The 17,220-nt window shown below is 62.0% G+C and carries 24 protein-coding genes, 2 tRNA genes, 1 other RNA gene and 1 pseudogene; 11 read left to right on the top strand and 17 right to left on the bottom strand.

The window, feature by feature from the left end; genetic code table 11:
- The 11 genes from ABID97_RS09670 to ABID97_RS09620 all read right to left on the bottom strand — a co-directional run bounded on the left by ABID97_RS09670 (position 1) and on the right by ABID97_RS09620 (position 6,781).
- A complete protein-coding gene (locus ABID97_RS09670) occupies positions 1–186 on the bottom strand; it encodes a hypothetical protein (RefSeq protein ID WP_354398289.1) in 186 nt (61 codons plus the stop codon).
- A gap of 465 nt (positions 187–651) precedes the next feature.
- A tRNA-Met gene (locus tag ABID97_RS09665) sits at positions 652–727 on the bottom strand.
- Positions 728–733: 6 nt separating this feature from the next.
- A tRNA-Asn gene (locus tag ABID97_RS09660) sits at positions 734–809 on the bottom strand.
- A 289-nt stretch (positions 810–1,098) separates the two neighbouring features.
- On the bottom strand, positions 1,099–1,806 hold the full coding sequence (locus ABID97_RS09655) for a hypothetical protein (protein ID WP_354398288.1): 708 nt from the start codon (positions 1,804–1,806) through the stop codon (positions 1,099–1,101).
- Positions 1,803–2,219: a hypothetical protein gene (locus tag ABID97_RS09650; protein WP_354398287.1), complete on the bottom strand. Its 417-nt coding sequence runs from the start codon at positions 2,217–2,219 to the stop codon at positions 1,803–1,805. The genes ABID97_RS09655 and ABID97_RS09650 overlap by 4 nt, the downstream gene beginning before the upstream one ends.
- A complete protein-coding gene (locus ABID97_RS09645; RefSeq protein WP_354398286.1) occupies positions 2,216–2,470 on the bottom strand; it encodes a hypothetical protein in 255 nt (84 codons plus the stop codon). Before ABID97_RS09645 ends, ABID97_RS09650 begins: the two co-directional genes overlap by 4 nt.
- A gap of 257 nt (positions 2,471–2,727) precedes the next feature.
- Entirely contained in the window at positions 2,728–3,618 is an 891-nt protein-coding gene (locus ABID97_RS09640; RefSeq protein WP_354398285.1) for a toprim domain-containing protein, read from the bottom strand.
- On the bottom strand, positions 3,615–5,072 hold the full coding sequence (locus ABID97_RS09635; RefSeq protein ID WP_354401718.1) for a DEAD/DEAH box helicase: 1,458 nt from the start codon (positions 5,070–5,072) through the stop codon (positions 3,615–3,617). The genes ABID97_RS09640 and ABID97_RS09635 overlap by 4 nt, the downstream gene beginning before the upstream one ends.
- A gap of 86 nt (positions 5,073–5,158) precedes the next feature.
- Positions 5,159–6,091, bottom strand: a complete 933-nt coding sequence (locus tag ABID97_RS09630; protein ID WP_354398284.1) for a ParB N-terminal domain-containing protein — start codon at positions 6,089–6,091, stop codon at positions 5,159–5,161.
- The gene (locus tag ABID97_RS09625; RefSeq protein WP_354398283.1) at positions 6,088–6,405 is read right to left on the bottom strand and encodes a hypothetical protein; all 318 of its coding nucleotides are present in this window, start codon (positions 6,403–6,405) and stop codon (positions 6,088–6,090) included. Before ABID97_RS09625 ends, ABID97_RS09630 begins: the two co-directional genes overlap by 4 nt.
- Before the next feature lie 109 nt (positions 6,406–6,514).
- Positions 6,515–6,781: a hypothetical protein gene (locus tag ABID97_RS09620; protein ID WP_258507238.1), complete on the bottom strand. Its 267-nt coding sequence runs from the start codon at positions 6,779–6,781 to the stop codon at positions 6,515–6,517.
- 43 nt (positions 6,782–6,824) lie between these two features.
- On the opposite strand from ABID97_RS09620, the gene ABID97_RS09615 reads away from it, so the two are divergent.
- The gene (locus tag ABID97_RS09615) at positions 6,825–7,067 is read left to right on the top strand and encodes a hypothetical protein (RefSeq protein ID WP_354398282.1); all 243 of its coding nucleotides are present in this window, start codon (positions 6,825–6,827) and stop codon (positions 7,065–7,067) included.
- Positions 7,068–7,076: 9 nt separating this feature from the next.
- On the opposite strand, the gene ABID97_RS09610 is transcribed toward ABID97_RS09615, so the two are convergent.
- On the bottom strand, positions 7,077–7,319 hold the full coding sequence (locus ABID97_RS09610; RefSeq protein WP_354398281.1) for a Cro/CI family transcriptional regulator: 243 nt from the start codon (positions 7,317–7,319) through the stop codon (positions 7,077–7,079).
- Here ABID97_RS09610 and ABID97_RS09605 point away from each other — a divergent pair.
- Complete coding sequence (locus tag ABID97_RS09605) at positions 7,296–8,042, top strand: LexA family protein (protein WP_354398280.1); 747 nt, start codon at positions 7,296–7,298, stop codon at positions 8,040–8,042. The genes ABID97_RS09610 and ABID97_RS09605 overlap by 24 nt on opposite strands.
- 355 nt (positions 8,043–8,397) lie before the next feature.
- On the opposite strand, the gene ABID97_RS09600 is transcribed toward ABID97_RS09605, so the two are convergent.
- Positions 8,398–8,904, bottom strand: coding sequence for an Arc family DNA-binding protein (locus tag ABID97_RS09600; protein ID WP_354398279.1), 507 nt, complete (start codon positions 8,902–8,904; stop codon positions 8,398–8,400).
- A gap of 85 nt (positions 8,905–8,989) precedes the next feature.
- Here ABID97_RS09600 and ABID97_RS09595 point away from each other — a divergent pair, with 85 nt between their 5' ends.
- Genes ABID97_RS09595 through ABID97_RS09555 form a run of 9 tightly spaced genes read left to right on the top strand, consistent with a single transcriptional unit; the run spans position 8,990 to position 14,516 of the window.
- On the top strand, positions 8,990–9,238 hold the full coding sequence (locus tag ABID97_RS09595) for an Arc family DNA-binding protein (RefSeq protein WP_354401716.1): 249 nt from the start codon (positions 8,990–8,992) through the stop codon (positions 9,236–9,238).
- Positions 9,228–10,079: a hypothetical protein gene (locus ABID97_RS09590; RefSeq protein WP_354398278.1), complete on the top strand. Its 852-nt coding sequence runs from the start codon at positions 9,228–9,230 to the stop codon at positions 10,077–10,079. Before ABID97_RS09595 ends, ABID97_RS09590 begins: the two co-directional genes overlap by 11 nt.
- Complete coding sequence (locus ABID97_RS09585) at positions 10,079–10,579, top strand: hypothetical protein (protein WP_354398277.1); 501 nt, start codon at positions 10,079–10,081, stop codon at positions 10,577–10,579. The genes ABID97_RS09590 and ABID97_RS09585 overlap by 1 nt, the downstream gene beginning before the upstream one ends.
- Positions 10,572–11,237, top strand: coding sequence for a hypothetical protein (locus ABID97_RS09580; RefSeq protein ID WP_354398276.1), 666 nt, complete (start codon positions 10,572–10,574; stop codon positions 11,235–11,237). The genes ABID97_RS09585 and ABID97_RS09580 overlap by 8 nt, the downstream gene beginning before the upstream one ends.
- Positions 11,234–11,683: a ribonuclease H family protein gene (locus ABID97_RS09575; RefSeq protein WP_354398275.1), complete on the top strand. Its 450-nt coding sequence runs from the start codon at positions 11,234–11,236 to the stop codon at positions 11,681–11,683. The genes ABID97_RS09580 and ABID97_RS09575 overlap by 4 nt, the downstream gene beginning before the upstream one ends.
- Positions 11,680–12,123 (top strand): hypothetical protein, encoded by a 444-nt coding sequence (locus ABID97_RS09570; protein ID WP_354398274.1) that lies wholly within the window; start codon positions 11,680–11,682, stop codon positions 12,121–12,123. Before ABID97_RS09575 ends, ABID97_RS09570 begins: the two co-directional genes overlap by 4 nt.
- The gene (locus tag ABID97_RS09565; RefSeq protein ID WP_354398273.1) at positions 12,120–12,347 is read left to right on the top strand and encodes a hypothetical protein; all 228 of its coding nucleotides are present in this window, start codon (positions 12,120–12,122) and stop codon (positions 12,345–12,347) included. Before ABID97_RS09570 ends, ABID97_RS09565 begins: the two co-directional genes overlap by 4 nt.
- Positions 12,344–13,513: a tyrosine-type recombinase/integrase gene (locus ABID97_RS09560; protein ID WP_354398272.1), complete on the top strand. Its 1,170-nt coding sequence runs from the start codon at positions 12,344–12,346 to the stop codon at positions 13,511–13,513. The genes ABID97_RS09565 and ABID97_RS09560 overlap by 4 nt, the downstream gene beginning before the upstream one ends.
- A gap of 37 nt (positions 13,514–13,550) precedes the next feature.
- Positions 13,551–14,516 carry a hypothetical protein gene (locus ABID97_RS09555; RefSeq protein WP_354398271.1) on the top strand — a complete coding sequence of 322 codons (966 nt, stop codon included), beginning with the start codon at positions 13,551–13,553 and terminating at the stop codon, positions 14,514–14,516.
- 102 nt (positions 14,517–14,618) lie between these two features.
- On the opposite strand, the gene ssrA is transcribed toward ABID97_RS09555, so the two are convergent.
- From ssrA to ompA, 4 genes and pseudogenes are all read right to left on the bottom strand, one after another.
- Positions 14,619–15,003, bottom strand: a transfer-messenger RNA (tmRNA) gene (gene ssrA / locus ABID97_RS09550).
- A gap of 12 nt (positions 15,004–15,015) precedes the next feature.
- A complete protein-coding gene (locus ABID97_RS09545) occupies positions 15,016–15,729 on the bottom strand; it encodes an HAD-IA family hydrolase (RefSeq protein ID WP_354401714.1) in 714 nt (237 codons plus the stop codon).
- A pseudogene (gene ubiG, locus ABID97_RS09540) lies at positions 15,706–16,413 on the bottom strand (bifunctional 2-polyprenyl-6-hydroxyphenol methylase/3-demethylubiquinol 3-O-methyltransferase UbiG); the annotation flags it as partial. The pseudogene ubiG and the gene ABID97_RS09545, both read right to left, overlap by 24 nt.
- 125 nt (positions 16,414–16,538) lie before the next feature.
- Positions 16,539–17,195 (bottom strand): outer membrane protein OmpA, encoded by a 657-nt coding sequence (ompA, locus tag ABID97_RS09535; protein WP_354398270.1) that lies wholly within the window; start codon positions 17,193–17,195, stop codon positions 16,539–16,541.
- Positions 17,196–17,220: the final 25 nt, after the last annotated feature.

The raw sequence follows: 17,220 nt of genomic DNA, 5'->3' as shown, positions 1-17,220 counted from the left end.
TCATCCCTTGAGCCGGTCGACCACATCGAGCAGCCTCTTGTTTGCCACGAGCAGGGTCTGGATGTTCCCGTTCTGCACGTCTACCAACTCCAGGAGGCCGGTGATCAGGCGAACAACCTCAGTGGGCAAGCCGTCTAGCTCCTTCTGCAGGGCGTTCATGCCGGCGATGAAGGAGGTAGCGGTCATGCGACACCTCATGTAAGAAAGCCCGCACGAGGCGGGCAACGGCGGCAACTGCTTTGCTACCGGGAGACAAGTGGTTTCAGTGGCCGGCGCTTATCCCCGGCTTGGGTTGGGTGCCAGCGTTTCAGCCTCAGCGCCGGCGTGTACCACGGCTCGGTGTGCCCAACTACCTTTTCCCGCCTTACGCGGTATCACTAAGCGCATCAGCCTGCGCATTCACTGAAATTCTGGCCAACCAGGATGGAGTCGAACCACCAACCTTCGGTTTTGGAGACCGGTGCTCTGCCAATTAAGCTACTGGAAGGCGAATTGAATTCGGAATCCCTGAGCCTCGCGCGCCCTTGATACATGGGTCGCGTCCGGCTGTAAACGGGCGGCGGCTGGAGCTTGGTCCTGAGGGCCAGACCTGGCCCGGCGCTGGCGGTTAAGCAGGCGCTTCGACATCTTCCAGCCGGCTGTCGCCGAAAGTGGTTGCGGAGGAGGCGATCGCATCCTCGACGGTCGGGTTATGAGCCCGATGCTCTACTGTCTGAGCTACTCCGCAGAAATTTGGCTGTGAAGGCTGGCTTCGAACCAACGACCGCCTGGGTAACAACCAGGAGCTCTACCAACTGAGCTACTTCACAACAGGCGACTAGGAATGGTGCTGACATCAAAGCCTGTAGTCAGAACCGCATTCGCCACTACAGCCGGGCCGCTGTATGCACTGCCCTTCCGGCCGTTTCGGTTAACGAAACCTCATCAGGTGACGTCGGAAACGAAAAAGCCGCCTCAGTGGGCGGCTTGGAATCTCGGGAGACGGTTGCCCATCGAAGGCAGCTGATCGGGACGTGAACCCCGGAGCGTTGTGTGCGGTCGATGAACCGTTGTAGCGAACGGGGCGTTCTAGCCTGCGTCCTGGGCGCAGAGCATAAGCTATCGCATGTTTTCGTGCAATGCCCTTCGGTATGCGCCGATGTGCTGACGCGCGCGGCCGATGCACTCGAGGATCGCTCGCTCGATGATCCGGCCGTCGTGACCATGCGGCAGCGGGCGCTGGCCGGTGGCGTCGCAGCCGCCGCGGTGACGCGACGGACATGGCCTGCTCGCCTGACGACCGTTGCCGGCCACTGCCAGCTGTCCGGTCCCTCCGCACTTCGGGCAGATGGTGTCCAGCCACCAGGCCAGCACGCCGAGCACCTTGGGCCCTGGGTTCTCGACCTTGGCGCCGAGCACGTCGAGCAATCCGACCTTGACCCGCTCGAGGCTCTTCAGCCGCGCGACAGAGGTCATGCGCTCCTGCTCATACCAGCCGTTCGCGATGCCCTCCGCTTGTCGCTGCCGGCGCTTCAGTTCGTTCTCCGCCCATGCGTCCAGGTGCTTCGGCGCGAGCACGAGAGGCGGAACACCCGCGGGCAGCGTCTTGCGCAGCGCGGTGATGTCGTGCTCCATCATCCTGCGCGGCTTGGCGCATCCATCCCATTCGCCATGGAGAGCGATCAGGTGGCGGCCGACCACGCGCGGCGTCTTCGCGGCGGCGATCAGCATGAAGCCGTCGCCCTGGCGGTCGGGCGTGACGGTCAGGTCCGACGTGTTCGACGCACGCGCGAGGCGCTCATCAATGGTTGCGGTGTCGGTGCTCAAAGTGCCATCCCCCTATCGATTTCTTCCAGGACTCGCTTGTCCACTTCGGCGGGCCTGTACCCCTCGGCGGTCAGTTCAGCGCGGCGTCGGCTCGCGTACGCCAGTCGCTTGCGCTCGTTCTCGACGATTCGCGGAGGGTTGATGCAGCTGTCGCAGTAGCAGCGGACGTTGCGGCGGCGCAGATCGACGCCTTCGTCGAACGAGGCCCGGATGCGGGCCACCTCCGTGGCTGTGAAATGGTTCATCCGGACGCGCCCAGTGGTATCCCACCAGGTGCGGCCATGCCGGCCGCCCAAGCGGGCGTGTTTCTGGAGGTCGGTGACGCCCATCCACGACAGTTCAAGGCTCTCCTCCGCGTCGACCTCTGCTTTTGCAGATCGCGCGGTGATCACGCAGCGCGCTACCGCAGTCACAGGCGGGCCTTCAGGCTGTCGCCGATCCGGGCAACAAGAATGCGCCGGCTACCGTCAACCGACGGCCGACCGGTGCCCTCCTCGAGGCTGCGGAACATCTCGTTCAGCTCGACGTCCGTCGCCTGGCCCCGGCGCTTGAGCAGCACGGCGAAGGCGGCGATCACCTCGGCGGTGGCCGCCCGGTGCGCGTTCATGGTGTCGGCGAAGAAGTCCGACGCCTTCAGGTACTGATCGAATTCCTTCATGCTCATTTGGCTCTCCTGTTAACTAATACCCTGCCTAGAAACACCACCTGACCCCGAGCGGACAGACCCAGCCTCCTTAGAGGGGGCCTTCACATGAACTGACGTGACCCGTCGCGTTACATGACCCGGTAGCCTTGACGTTCACAGGTGCTGCCTTCGCCGCCTGCCGGGGTGTTTCAGAACTTCCTCACAGTTCCCCGCTCTTCCCTTGCTGCTGCCGTTACTTGGTGCTCCGACCGGCAAGGTGCTTGATGGCGCGCGTCCTACGGCATCACCGCCTCCTGCTGTCGAACCTTCATCAGCAACGCGCAGACGGGCATCAGCCCCGCGCGCTTGTGCATGTCGTTGGCGTCCTCGCCGAGTACCGGGCTCATGCAGTACGGCAGGCCGGTTTCCACGGCTGCGCGCTCCCCTGCCCCGCTCTTGTCGTTGTCGGCGAACACGTAGCGCTTGCCGCGGGTGACAGAGGCAGCGGCGGACACGAGGTTGTGATCGCTGAAGCACACCATCACTGCGGCGTTCAGGCGCATCGAGCGCACGGCCAACTCGATGGACAGGCCGGTTGCGTAGCCTTCGCAGAAGACCGTCTCCACGGCCGTTTTCGCGCCAAGGCGCAGCACGGCGCCGCGGGCCTGCATGCCGTAGGTCATCTTCTTGCGCCAGCGGTTCACCCCGGGCTCTTCTTCGGTGTCGGTCCAGCGGATGATCTGCACGCCGCGCAGCTCGTTGGTCACGATGTCGCGCATGGGCACGAGCAAGCCACCATCGGGCAGCACCAGGCCCTGCGCCATGGCGAGCCCCTTGCGGATCAGATAGTCGTGCGTGCCGGGCACCGTGGTGCGCAGCAGCTCTGCAGCCTTCTGCGCCGCCACGCGGTAGCCGTGCTCGGTGGCCTCACGCGCGGCCTGCCGCTTCGCACGCCAGGCGCGCTTTTCCTCTTCGGTCCAGGCCTTGGCGTTCGGGTCGTTGTACCAATGCACACGGCCTTCAGCGTCCCACCGGTACACCCAGCCGCGCTGCCCGTCCCACAGATAGGCACCGTTCGTGCTGCGTGGCTTTTCGGTAGTGCCGCAACGGCGGATCTTGTCCGAGGGAAAGAACTTGTCGGGCTTGATCTCGACGCCATGCGCACGAGCGAAGTCTAGGAAGCTCATACGATCGCAGCTTCCTTCCGGCGCATCGCCGCAGCCGCAATGTGATGGCTCTGCCGCTTGCCCTTGAGCCGCTTGGTGAGCGCATCGGACACGGCCACCACGGGTGCAGCATCAGCGCGCCAGGACGAAGGCGGCGGGGTGCCCGTGATCTCCTTGAACTGCATGAACGGGTAGCCGTCTTTCGACTTCACCCAGTCGGTGCGCTTCGCGAAGGTGCACAGCTGATTCCAAAGGTCTTGCCTGGTGCCAGCGAACGGCACTTTCCCCAGAAAGATTTCCTGCATCTCGCCGGCCTCGTGGGCGACGAGCGACTGCGCCGCGATCTCGAAGCCGCAGGACATGCAGCGCTGGCGGAACGGCTTGTACTGGCACTTCGGGCACCCGGTGCGCTCGCGTTCCTCCTGGCCGTCCGGCCGGATCTGCTTGTCGAGCGCCTCGCCCATATCGAGCGAGTCCAGGCCGTTGAAGAAAATGCGCGTGTAGTCCTCGGCGAACCGCGTGATGTTGCCGCTGTGATCGAGCAGCAAGCAGTCTTCCTTCCCCGTCGCCGGCGACGAGCGCAGGCCGCGGCCCCACATCTGGATCGCGGTGGACAGCGACTTTCGCAGGGGTCGGCAGTCCACGACGCAGCCTACGTCCTGCACGTCAAAGCCCTTGGCCAGCGCCTCCACCGAGATCAGAACGCGGATGGACGAATCTGGCTTTTCAAACTCGGCGATCAGCTGGTCGCGCTCGCGCTTGTCGGTGTCCTTTGTGAAGGTGGCGGAGAAGATGCCCGCTTCGTTGAACTGGCGGCACAGTTCTTCGCAGTGTGCGATGGTGGCGCCGAACACGATGGTCTTGCGGTTCTCGGCATGGCGCAGCCATTCGGCCACCACGTCGCCGATGATCTCCATGCCGCGCTCCGAGGCTTCGGCCGGCTGCCACTCGCCGAAGCTGTTCGTCTTGGCGCCGGCCATGTCCGGGCGGCGACACGAGAGCACGCGCATGGGCACCAGCACGCCGGATTCCGTGAGCGCGTGCATGGTGGTTGGGCTCACCAGGTTGGTGAAGACCTTCCCGAGCCCCTTCGAGAACGGCGTGGCGCTCAGACCGATGACGCGCGCGGCGCTCTTCATCGCGTAGTCCACCCAGGTGTCCCGCTGCGTGTGGGCTTCGTCCACGATCAGCACATCGGTATCGGGCCATCCGCGCGATTCGATGGTCTGCACGCTGGCGATCTGGAAGCGCTTGCTCCAGTCCTGCCGGAAGTGGTCGCCCTGAATCACACCGTGATCGCCCAGACCGTACTCGAAGGCCCGCTTGCAGGTCTGGTCAATGAGTGTGATGCGGTCGCACAGAAAGGTGGCGCGCTTGCCCTGCTTCAGCGCCTTCTGCGCGATCCGCAGGCCCAGGTAGGTTTTACCGGCGCCGGTCGGCGCCATGAGCATCTGGTTCTTGTGACCGGCCTCGATGCCCTCTCGGATGCCGATCAGGCCGGCACGCTGGAAATCCCGGGGCGCAGGGAAGTCGAGCGCACCCCCGTTGTCGAACAGTTCGGTCATGCGGTTTGACCCGCCTTCTTCTGCCAGTGCTTGACCGAGCGCTTCAGATCGGCAATCTCCGTCATCATGCTGTTGATGCGTTGCTGCAGGCCGGCCGCCAGGTCGCGGTACTTCTTCGCTTCGGCCACGGCCACGGCGAGCTGATCGTTGGCTTCGAAGACCTTGGACATCCCGGCGTTGTCGGCCTCGGCCGCTGCCTGCGTTTGCAAGGCCTCGGCGAGCTGCTGGCTCAGGCCCGCGGCGTGCTGCTCCAGCTCCGCCACGCGTGCCTGCGACTCTTCGGCTTTCGACCTGTGAGCCGCGGCCTTCAACTCGGCGCGGATCAGGTCGGCTTTCGGCCCCTTCATCGGCTTGCCTCGGAACCGCGGCACCCGTGGAGCGGAAAGCGCTGCGGCCTGCTCGTCCTTGGGTAGCTTCGAGATTTCTTCGGCCCGGTGAGCGGACACTGCACCCGCAGTTACTGCCTTGACCAGTTCGGGGGCCCCGTTGTCGAGTGCAGCCTTCACGCTGGATGCGGATCGAGTGCTTGCGCCGACGGATGCCGCGATCTCCGGGATGCTGCGCTCAGACTGTTTCGGTAAGTCTGCAGAATTTGCAGACTTATTCGGGCGGTGTGCCGGCTTGTAGCGGCTCATCTGCAAAACGGCCGCCAAGCGCTGTGTGAGGGTCAGCGGCCTGCGTGTGTGCTTGTCGCGAATGAAATCGGCAGCTTCGTCGCCGTCTTCGCCCGTGAAGTCTTCAAATCGCGGCTCGATGCCTTCGGCGATGCACGCTGTGTACCGCTGCCACCCGTCGAGGACCTCCCCGTTGAGCAGAACGATTGCCTCCCGCAGCCCGGATGCAGCGATGCTGTCGCGGAGCGCTCGATGGTCCTCCGCGCTCATGTCCGGCCAGGACGCGGACAAAGGGTGTCGTTGGTAGAGCGTCATTCCTCGACGCTTTCAACATGGCCAAGGGCACTTGCTTGCGCCCAAACAGCGAGTTCTTCGACGAGATCGACATCGAGGAGCACGAGGTCCTTCTCGTCGCAACCGTCGACGTCGCCGCTAGGCGCCAACATGCAGCACCAGCCGCCTGCGATCAGAGGATCGCGCAGCAACACTGGCAGCGAGACACTGCCCAACGAGAGACGCGTGGAATTGCGACAGGCGAATTCGACGTGTCGGGCTCCTGGGACGCCGACGAGAGTCGCGACCATTTCACGCCCTTCGTGATTCTGGAACGTGTAGTTGCTCATCGCCATGCCCTCCCCTCGTGTTGCATGCACCACTGGGCGGAGGACCACGAGCGATGGATCCTCAAGTAGTAAAGAAAATGCGCGACGTAGATGACGCGATTCATAGGACGGTGCATCAGTCGGCATCCTCGAAAATCAGCTTTGCGGGAGTGGTCTGGCTCATGGCTTTGGCGTACAGCACCTCGAAAGCGGCGAAGGTCTTCGGGTCGACGCACTGGTATTCGGACGGCACCGCCTTGATGCCGAGGTGCGCCAGAAACAGGAGGACCTCTTCGAGGCGCTCCGTTTTGATGCGGCTCACCGTCGAGTCACTCAGCCCCATGGAAACGGCGAGAGCGCCGGCCTTCCCAGGCTCTTGCAGCGCGCGCAAAGCGAGCTGCATGCCCTTTCTGGCTCTTTCAATTGGGGCTGGCGAAACTGCAGACATGACCTACCCGACCAGTTCCAAGCAAGCCCCGGCACATGACCCGGACCTGATCCACAGCAGCTCGCGCAGCAGCGTCACGACCAACGCGAGTACGACTCCCGGCAAACCCGCACGCATCACGCTGCGGACCACGCGGTTGGATGTGAGGTGGCTCGATGGCGACGTGGAAGTGCGCTTTGTGGCGCACGCAATGGACATGAGCCCCAAGGCACGCACGATGCCGAGCAGAGGTGCGCGGTGAATGGCCACGTCAAACTCCCAAAGCCGCAGTTGCGGCTAAGTCGGACGCGCGTACGGGAGCGGCCAAGCCGAGTACACGGTCCAGACACCCGAGTTCCGCCTTCAGCGCTCCCAACGTCACACGCTCAAGCTGCAGTTGTCGCGCGTCCGGCGGATATTCACCCCATTGAGAGATCGCCCCGGGAGTGATGTTCAGCCGCGCTGCCAAGGCGACGGCGCTTCCGGCGTGGTGGATAGCTTCTTTGGTTCGCATGGTTCTGCAACTTTAGCAGACTGCATTTCAGAACACAAGCACACTAATGTGTTTAGCCGGTTTAATAAGCAAATGCACTTTTCACAACGCGTAAAGGAAGCCATCCAAGGCTCCGGCAAGACTCAGAGCGCGTTAGCGCGCGAGGTTGGCGTAAGCCAAAGCGCAATCGCGCAATGGATTTCTGGGAATGTGAAGAGTCTCAAAGCCGAGACTGCGGCCGCGCTGGAACTAGCCACCGGGTTTAACGCCAGATGGATCGTCACTGGGGAGGGCGAAAAACGCGTGGCGCAAGGCGGCGCGGAACTTGATAGTGGTTGGACCGTTCCGTTGCTCGCTTGGTCTCAAGCCACGTTGTTTACGACTTACGAGAGCATGGCTGAAGCCGATGTTGAGGGTTGGGTGGGATGCCCTATTCCACATAGCTCAGACACTTTTGCACTTCGCGTCCAGGGCGCCAGCATGCACAACCCCACTGGCGAGGCGTCACTCACGGAGGGCGAGTTAATTTATGTCGATCCCGCACGGGCACCCAATCACGGATCGCTGGTTGTCATTCGGGCGCAACGTGATGAGCAGGCCTACTGTCGACAACTTCTCGTAGATGGTGGAACCCGCTATTTACAGGCGCTGAACCCCAACTGGCCAAATCGGATCACCCAGATGGCCCCGGATAGCAGCATCTGCGGCGTCGTGATCGGGCGTCTTACCGAGTTTCCAAGCTAATACCTTAGCAGACTGCAAGGATACTTTAAGTAAACTTGCTGCAGTCGGCTAAAGTTGCTTCGTGCTCATCACGGGCTTGGAGTGAATCTTGGAGTTTTGGATCGCAAGCTGCGACGCCCCGGGGATGGCCCTCCGAGTCTGCGCGTCCGTCGCCCGCGTTTGCGGTCCGGGCGGCTCGACGCCGCTTGTGGTGGAGCGAGCGCTCAACCATGCCGCGCCGGAGCGCGCGAAGCAAGCGTCTCGACTTAAATGCGGCCTCTGCCCGCTTTCGTTTTGCCCTCCGGCGCGCGCTGCGCAGGTTTTTGGATTGGGCATGAATCGCGTTGCCAGGAACTTTCCCTTTACCCAAAGGGTGCTAGTTGGTGCGTCGCAATTTGTGAGACTGCGGTCCCTCCTTCAGCCACGGCAACTGCTCGAGGTCGAGTTCCCCCTTCGTTTTGTCATGTTCCATGGCCAGTCTACCGGCCTCAATTGCGCTGAGAACCTCGGGTTCCATCTCCTTTATCTCTTTGGCTTCTTTGGAGTTGCCGAGCGTGCCGAGTATGTGAAGTATCCGATGCCCCAGGGCGATCACGTTGGATGCGAGCATCAGAGTGAGCGACCGCTCCATCGCATCGAGTTGAAGCATGCGCTTCTGCGATCCTTCACTTGCCGCGTACGCTTTTTCCAGAGCTTGCACCTGGTTCTGCAAGGCCTCGTATTGAGCCTTCGGAACGGTATCTGCGCCTTCAAACGACTGTTCAAGTCGCGCGACGATCTCGGCGTTGAGGCTCTTCGAAGTCTCGTCAGCGCGCGATTCAAGCCGCGTGTGAAGTTCCTTCGGCAGGCGCAATGTCATGCGCGTGTAGCGGTCAAGTTCCATCGAAAGAATTTACACCAAAACAGTGTCACCGCTCTTGACACCACAATGGTGTCACATTCAAAATGCAGGCTCTGACACCATTTATATGTCATTTAATCGGGAAGGCCACCTACGGCTGACACTGCGGATACCAAAGGTTTTGGCGGACCTCCTGCGTCAGCAGGCTAGCCAAAACCTCAGGTCTCTCAACAACGAACTGGTTTCATGCCTTCAGCAATCCCGCGCCAACGGAAATGTGAAGGCAGAAAAGGCGAAGGGGCACACCGCGCCAACGGTGGCCCCTTCATGTGAATCGACCCCTAGCAAAGAAGACGGAACACAAAATGGATGTTAGCACGCCCTCACGTAAGACGGCAACAGCAGTCACCAAAGCGGCGACTGCTGTCATCGAGCCGAAGACCTCTACACCCGACACGGCGCGCGCGCCAATCGAGAACGAGCCCCAGGCACCACTGGTAACCATCGCGGACATTCGCCGCTGGATGGCCGAGGCAGATCAAAAACTCGAGATGGCGCACGACGCGGCCGAGACTGGCGAGTACATCGAAACGCTGCTTGGGCACATCTGCCACTCGGTGCTCGTGCCTCCCCTGCACACGATCCAGCGCGAAGACCTCACGCAAGGTGACGTGAGGCATCTCTACGATAGTCTGTTCGTGCCTCTGGCATGCATCGAAGGCGCGATCAAACTGGCACACGGGAGCATCCTGCAGCACATGTTGGAAGGTGCCTTTGAACTGCTGGACGCGGCGCATTCCGCGCTCGACCCGGTGAACGACGCAGTGAAGGCACTGCCCATCGAAGCAGCGTCTTCCGCATCGCAATCGCCTGGCCGGCGTGAAGCAGTTTCTTTCGAAGGCTCAGGGATCGAGGACAACGCTTACAAGATGGGCGCCGAGGTGATCGCCATCATCCGAGCTTGTCTGCAAGATGTCGGTTCGGATCTGGTCTATGGGGCGTTGTATGTGGTTGAACGCGCACAGAACGCCCTCGCCCGCGGTGTGCACGCCCGAGACTTCGAAATGTGCGACGAAGCCTCTGCTCCCTTTGCCTGCGCAATCGCCGTGCTCGCAATGAGCATCCGAGAATACGATGACGACGCACTGCGGGGCGCACTCCGCCTGCTGCAACTCGCGAAGACCTCGCTTGATGACGCACTCGAAGGGGCGAAGTGATGGAAGCCCTTGCCGAGAGAACCACTCGCCGGGGTGCCTTGACGCCGGCCGTAGCGGCAACGTCTGCCGTCTCGGTGCCAGCCACCACTGCCAGGCTCACCGGCCAACAGTTCGACCGGATCACAAGCCACCTGTCGCACTCGGGCTCGATGCTCACGATGCTGATCTACATGTTCGCCGGTCAAAGCTCGCTCGATGATGTGCGCGACGACGCCACGAGCGAAATGGTGATGGGATTGGTTCAGCATGCGGACAATCGTTTGACCGCGGCTTACAACGAGCTCATCGGGATCGAGGGAAGATTGCCCGACGAAATTCGCGTTCGAATCTTCGAGGCGCATTCCATCGTCTCCTTGCTGGAGCGCATCGGCTTCAGTGCTGGCTTCGACTTTGAAGCCTTCACCGAACAGCACATGGTCGATTACCTGAGCGCTGCACAGCTGTGCATCGACCAGACGAATGCGGGCCTGACGGCGCACTGGAAGCAGCAACATGCGTAGCCCCCACAACAACCAGGCGTCCGGATTCGAGTTCGACGCAGGCGTGGGCGGCGACCACTACAGCGGCAGCATACAGGCCCTGATCTCGGCCGGGATCATCACGCCGGAGCACCTGCCAACCATCGCCTCCGTGACTTTCTTCAACGGCGTGCAAGTCGATGGTCGCAAGGTCAAGGCGATGCAAGACGAACGCTGGATGCAGGTCCGTTACGTCGGCCGCAACATCCGGGTCACGAAGGGGATCACGCGCGACGAACGCGCGCGCCGCGAGGAGGCCCGCAGGCTGGAAGTAGAAGATGCTGTGCGTACCGCGCCGAAGCAGGATCCGGGTTTGGACGGCGCGTCCGAGATGAACTACAAGGCAAGCGCGGCGTTCGCCGTCGGTGATGAAGTCTTCGCCTACGGCCAGGCCGCTGTGATCGTCGGCGAGTACAAGCTGTATCGCGTACGGAGGGAAGACACCGGGGAATTCAGCGACGGCAAAACTCGTGCCGACTACCTCACCGGCTATGTCTGCCGCCTTCATAGCACCGAGAAGGAATTCTTCTACGCGGCCCACGCTGTGAGGGCGAAGTCAGGGGCACTCAGCCACCTTCGGCTCGTATCCGGTGCAGGCCCCCGCCGCGAAATCGGCTTCGCGATCCGGAGCCTCGCATGATCGAAATCTACACGGATGGATCATGCTGGCCGAATCCGAGTGCCATCGGCGGCTGGAGCTTCGTGGCCTTCGAGAACGGCCGCGAAATCCACACCGGGAGCGGCAAGGCCGACACGTTCACTTCGAGCAACCGCATGGAGCAAACAGCCATGCTGCGCGCCCTGCTGTGGCTCGGCGACCGTCCTGCGGTGTTGCACAGCGACAGTCGCTATGTCGTCGACGGACTGAATCTGTGGTCGGCGAAGTGGCAGCGGAATGGCTGGACTCGCAAGGACAAGGCCACCAAGAAGATTTGCGACGTGATGAACGCTGACCTTTGGCAAGTAATGGTGATCGCACGTCAGCGCCAGCACGAGGTGCGCTGGATCAAGGGGCACGCCGGCCACATTGGCAACGAGCGCGCAGATGGCCTGGCGGAAGCCGCGCGCATGGGAGCGACAGCATGAACGGAACGGCTTTGCCCGAGGTGCGCGTCCTGGACGCCGCGGCACAACGCGAAGTTGATTCGCTGTGGCTCCTGGTTCACCGGGAGGACAAGTGGTCCGCAAATTTGGCGCAGATCGCTCGCCTTGAATCCTTGCTGCAGGGCATCGTGTTCACGCCAGGTGCGACTGATTGGGCGAGCCTCCGGGCGCGGATGAACGCTCTGGGCGGGAGCGTGGCACGGACGCACCCAGACGACGGGCCATTGCGGTACATCATGGCGATCCGCGACGCGTCCATCGTCTACGAGCGCGACACTCTGGACGAGGTCATCCAAGAAGTCGCGGACGAAGAAGTAGAAGCCGCCTGGGCGCTGGAGAGTGGCAAAGGTCATGCAGCGTGGAAGGCTGCAAATGAAGCCCGCAAAGCTCGCAAGGCGGCGCGCATGGGAGTACCGGCATGACGTCATCAATCGCTCTCGAATGGGTTCCCATGAGCCGCTACTGCGAGCTGTTCGGTGAGACGGCCGATGCGGTCGACAAGCGGCTGCGCAGCGGCCACTGGCTGCGTGACGTGCACGTCCGCCAGCCGGTCGGCAGCAAGCAACTGTGGATCAATGTCGGTGCAGTGAATGCCTGGGCCGCGGGCCGGCCGGTCGAACTGCCCCGGAAGAAAGCTCGAGCGTGAGCGTCGGCATCACCGTCATCAAGCGCAAGAACAAGGAAGTCATCCGCGTTGCGTTCAGCTTTCAGGGCGTACAGTGCCGGGAGATCGTCGATCTGCCAGGCACGCGCGCCAACCTGCTCTATGCGGAGCGCCTGCGCGCCGAGATCCTCGGAAAGATCGAGCGCGGGCTGTTCCGGTATGACGAATATTTTCCGAGCTCGCCACGCTGCCGGATCTTCGGCCATGGGGCCGGCAAGACCACCAGCGTGAAAGACCTGCTGGAAAGCTACAAAACGCGCTCCAAGGCGTCTTTGCAGCCCAGCACATGGAACGGCTACCGGAAAGCGATCGACAACGTTCTGGTTCCGCAGTTCGGCGACTTGCAGGTCGGGTCGTTGAGCGCCGGCACCCTGCGCGACTGGATCGCCCTGCAGCACGTCACGCGCAAGCGGATGAGCAACCTGCTGCTGCCGCTACGGAATGCGCTCTCCGAGGCTGTGGCGGATGAGGCGATCGCGTTCAATCCGCTCGACCGGCTCAAGATCGCCCGGATCCTGCCGCGGGACACGCTGTCAACGGACTACGCGCCCGACCCATACACCATGGAGGAACTGCTGACCCTATTGACCTCGATGCAGACCGCCGAGCGCCACGCGTTCCAGTTCTGGGCGTTCTCCGGCGTCCGCACCAGCGAGCTCATCGCGATCACCTGGCCGGACGTCGACCTGGTGGCCAAAACTGTGCGGATCGACAAGGCCGTTGTCGAGGGTCAGGAGAAGGGAACGAAGACGAAGGCGGGGGTTCGCACCATCCCCCTGTTGCTGGCGGCGCGGCAGGCCTTGCAGGCGCAGCTGGCGGCCGTCGAAACCGCGCAAGGCCGGGTGTTCCTGAATCCGCGCACAGAGGGCGAATGGACCGATCAGTCGTTGCTGCGGCTGTGGCAACGCACCTGCAAAAGGGTCAAGGCGCGCTATCGCAACCCATACCAAATGAGGCACACTTTTGCAAGCCATCTGCTGAGCCAGGGAGAGAACCCGGCGTACATTGCCAAGCTCCTGGGCCACGAATCGACCGAGATGGTGATCCGACACTACGGCCGCTGGGTCGAGCAAGGTGCGGAGTTGGGCTTCGAGCGACCGGCAGTAAAGTACGGGCGCGAGTGCTTACCGGGATTGCCAACGGTGTGATATGCCGGGGGAGCCAAGGACACGAGCAATACCGCTAATGAGCACAACAGATTCCATCAAAGCAAACGCCGTCTCGTCGCTTCAGATTGCGATCGAGGATTTCCAATCTGATGACCCCCGCCGAGCACTTTCGACTGTGCGAAACATGGTCGCGGGCATATTGCTCCTGTTCAAGGAAAAGCTGCGCCAACTCTCGCCGCCTGACTCCGAGGAAGTGCTGATCAAGAAGGACGTCGTTCCCAAGCTGACGCCCGCCGGGCTTGTGTTTGTGGGAAAGGGGAAGAAGACCGCTGACGTGATGGACTTGAAAGTCCGCTTTCATTCGCTTGGAATCCAGGTGGATTGGCACACCGTCGACAAGATCGTAGATCTCCGTAACCGGCTCGAGCACTACAAGGAATCTGCGACTTCAGCTGAGATGAAGAAGCTCGTCGTCGATACCTTCGCCTTGGTCAGCGCGTTCATCACTAACGAGCTCAAGGAGCAACCCGTCGCGCTTCTGGGTGAAGAGACTTGGTCGGTGCTACTGGCCGAGGCAGCCGTGTATGCACAAGAGAAACAGGAATGCGAGCGGCGGATGGCGAACATCAAGTGGCAATTACCCGCGCTGAACCGTCTTGCGGAGAAATTCTGCTGCCCACAGTGCGGCAGCGATTTATTGCGGCCGATCGACACAACAGCAGCCGATCAACAGGATCTAGCGTTCACGTGCATCGGATGCGGAGATCAGTCCGGATTCAGCGACCTAATCGAGGACGCATGCGAAGAGGTTTATGGGACGGAGAACTACCTAGCCGCCACCGACGGAGGTGAACCTGCCACCACGAGTTGCCACGAATGCTTCCTGGAAACGTTCGTTCTTTCGGAAAGCGTCTGTGTGCACTGCTCGGCAACCATCTCTCATTCCAAATGCGTCGTGTGCGGTGAAGCACTGGGCCCAGCGGAACATGACTTCGGCGGCCTGTGTGGCTACCACCACCATCAATGGGAGAAAGACGACTGAATGCGTGTGAGAAACGTGTGAATCGGGGGACGGAAAGGGACGGCAGAGGACGGAGCCTCTGACGCTAAGTCCTTGATTTTATTGGACCTAGCCCTAGAAATATGGTGGAGCTGGGGGGATTTGAACCCCCGTCCGCAAGCCTTCTTCGCGCAGTTCTACATGTTTAGTGATCTGATTTGAGTCTCGCTTCCGGAGTCGCGCAGTCACACGCTAAACCGGACGCCAGCACCCTATTTTCTCGCCCCGACCCAAGGTACCCGGATCGAAGCCAGCCCATGTAATTATCCTTGCAGCCGGGAGGTCAGGATTGCTCCAGACCCCCTTGCCCAGCCCATCGGCCAACTGTTGCAAGGCTCACTGGCAATTAAGCAGCGAGTGCGAAACGTTCGTCGTTTGCAGTTAGTTTGTTTGAATCTGTTTTACGAGCGCATTCAGCTCGACATGCCCCGCTGCGATTCCGAACCCACGTCGAAACCAGTGCAGCCCCAAGCTCACCATTTTAGGCCCGGTTGAGGTATTGCAAGAGCTCCAGGGGCGAAGTTATTGCGGCATCGGCCTCCCACAGGGTGGCGTCGGCCTGGGCGCCCATGTAACCATAAGTTGCTGCAACGGTCCGCATGCCCGCGGCACGTCCCGCGATGATGTCGCGTTCGTCGTCTCCCACATAGATGCAGGCGCTGGAGGGAACGCCAAGCCGGCGCGCAGCTTCGTGCAGGGGTCCGGGGTGCGGCTTGGAAAATGGCGTGGTGTCGCCGCTCACGATGGCGCCTGCGCTGTCAAAAAGCGCAATGGCGCGCGTCAGCGGATCGGTGAAGCGTGCCGACTTGTTGGTGACCACGCCCCAGGCGAGCCCGCGCGCGCAGATGGCGTCGATGAGCGCCTGCACGCCATCGAACACCTGTGTGTTGAGCAGCATGCGGTTCTCGTAGGCGACGAAGAACTCCTCGCGCAACGCGGGGAACTCCGGCGCGTCCGGCGTGATGCCGAACGCCACGCCGAGCATGCCGCGCGCTCCCGCGCCCGCCATGAAACGGTAGCGCTCCAGCGGGAACGATTCGAGCCCCCGGTCGGTGCGCATCTTGTCGGCCGCGGCGCCAAGATCGGGCGCACTGTCGATCAGCGTGCCGTCCAGGTCGAACAGCACGGCCTGCACTTTCGCCGCCGTCACCGCCGGCGAACCCGCCGCAAGCGCAGGCTTTTGCGTCGCGAACATGTAGTTGACGCTGGTGTCGCCGCTGAGCCAGTAACGTCGGGTCAACGGGTTGTGCTCCATCCCTCGCGTATGCCGCAGGTCCAGGCCGGCGGCGCGGCAATGGGCGGCGAGTTCGCTGGGCCGGATCAGCTTCGCGTATTCGTGGGTGCCACGGGGCAGCATGCCCAGCACGTATTCGGCGCCGACGATGGCCAGCATGAACGACTTGAGATTGCGGTTGATGGTGGAGAAAAACACCCATCCGCCCGGCTTCACCAGCGTGGCGCAAGCCCGGACGATCGAGGCCGGTTCCGGCACGTGCTCGAGCATTTCCATGCAGGTCACGACGTCGAAGCTGCCGGGCTGCTCCGCCGCAAGTGCCTCGGCACTGATTTCACGGTACTTGACGCCGGCCGTGCCGGCTTCGAGTGCATGCAGCCGCGCCACTTTGAGCGCCTTGCTCGCGAGATCGATGCCAAGCACGTCGGCCCCTTTTCGGGCCATCGAATCGGCCAGGATGCCGCCGCCGCAACCCACGTCGAGCACCTTGCGCTCAGAAATGGGCGCAATACCGTCAATCCATTCAAGCCGCAGTGGATTGATTTCATGGAGAGGGCGGAATTCGCTCTCCAAATCCCACCAGCGATGAGCAAGTTCCGAAAACTTGGCGAGTTCCGCCGGATCGGCATTCACGTTATCTGTCATGGCGTGATTATGAAACGGAGAATGCGGCCCGGAAGGCCCTAGGCATTCGACCCTTGTCCCAAAGGAATTAAGCAGGCATAAAAAAACCCCGCCGAGGCGGGGTTTTTTTCAGCGATTCAGTCGAATCACTGGGTGGCGCGGGTGCCGACCACTTCGATTTCCACGCGGCGGTTCTTGGCGCGGCCTTCCTTGGTGCGGTTGTCAGCCACTGGCTGCTTCTCGCCCTTGCCTTCGGTGTAGACGCGGTTGCGTTCGATGCCCTTCGAGACCAGGAAGGCCTTGACGGCTTCGGCGCGGCGCACCGACAGACGCTGGTTATAGGCGTCCGAACCGATCGAGTCGGTGTGGCCCACAGCGATGATCACTTCGAGGTTGACATCACGGATCTTCGAGACCAGGTCGGTCAGCTTGGCGCGACCTTCAGGCTTGAGGACCGACTTGTCGAAGTCGAAGAATGCGTCGGCAGCGAAGGTCACCTTCGAAGCAGCCACGGTCGGCGGAGCGGCAGGCGCAGGCGCAGGAGCCACGCCAGGAGCTGCAACGGGAGGAGCTGCGGCAACCAGGGCACCGTCGCAACCGACGGCGGCGGTAGCCGGCGTCCAGTTGGCATCGCGCCAGCACAGTTCGTTCGTGCCGTTCTTCCAAACCAGTTCGCCGGTGCCGTTCTGCCAGTTGTCGATCGTAGGACCGCCATTTGCTGCGGTGACACGGGTCTGCGCGCCGGCGGCAGTGGCGAGCGCAGCGACTGCAAACATCATCGCCACTTTATTCAGTTTCTTCATGGTTCTCCTCTTGGGGAAAAAGCCG

The organism is Variovorax sp. OAS795 (assembly GCF_040546685.1).
Lineage (GTDB): Bacteria > Pseudomonadota > Gammaproteobacteria > Burkholderiales > Burkholderiaceae_C > Variovorax.
The sequence above is the reverse complement of the archived record's forward strand: the minus strand, read 5'-3'. Positions and strand labels throughout refer to the sequence as shown.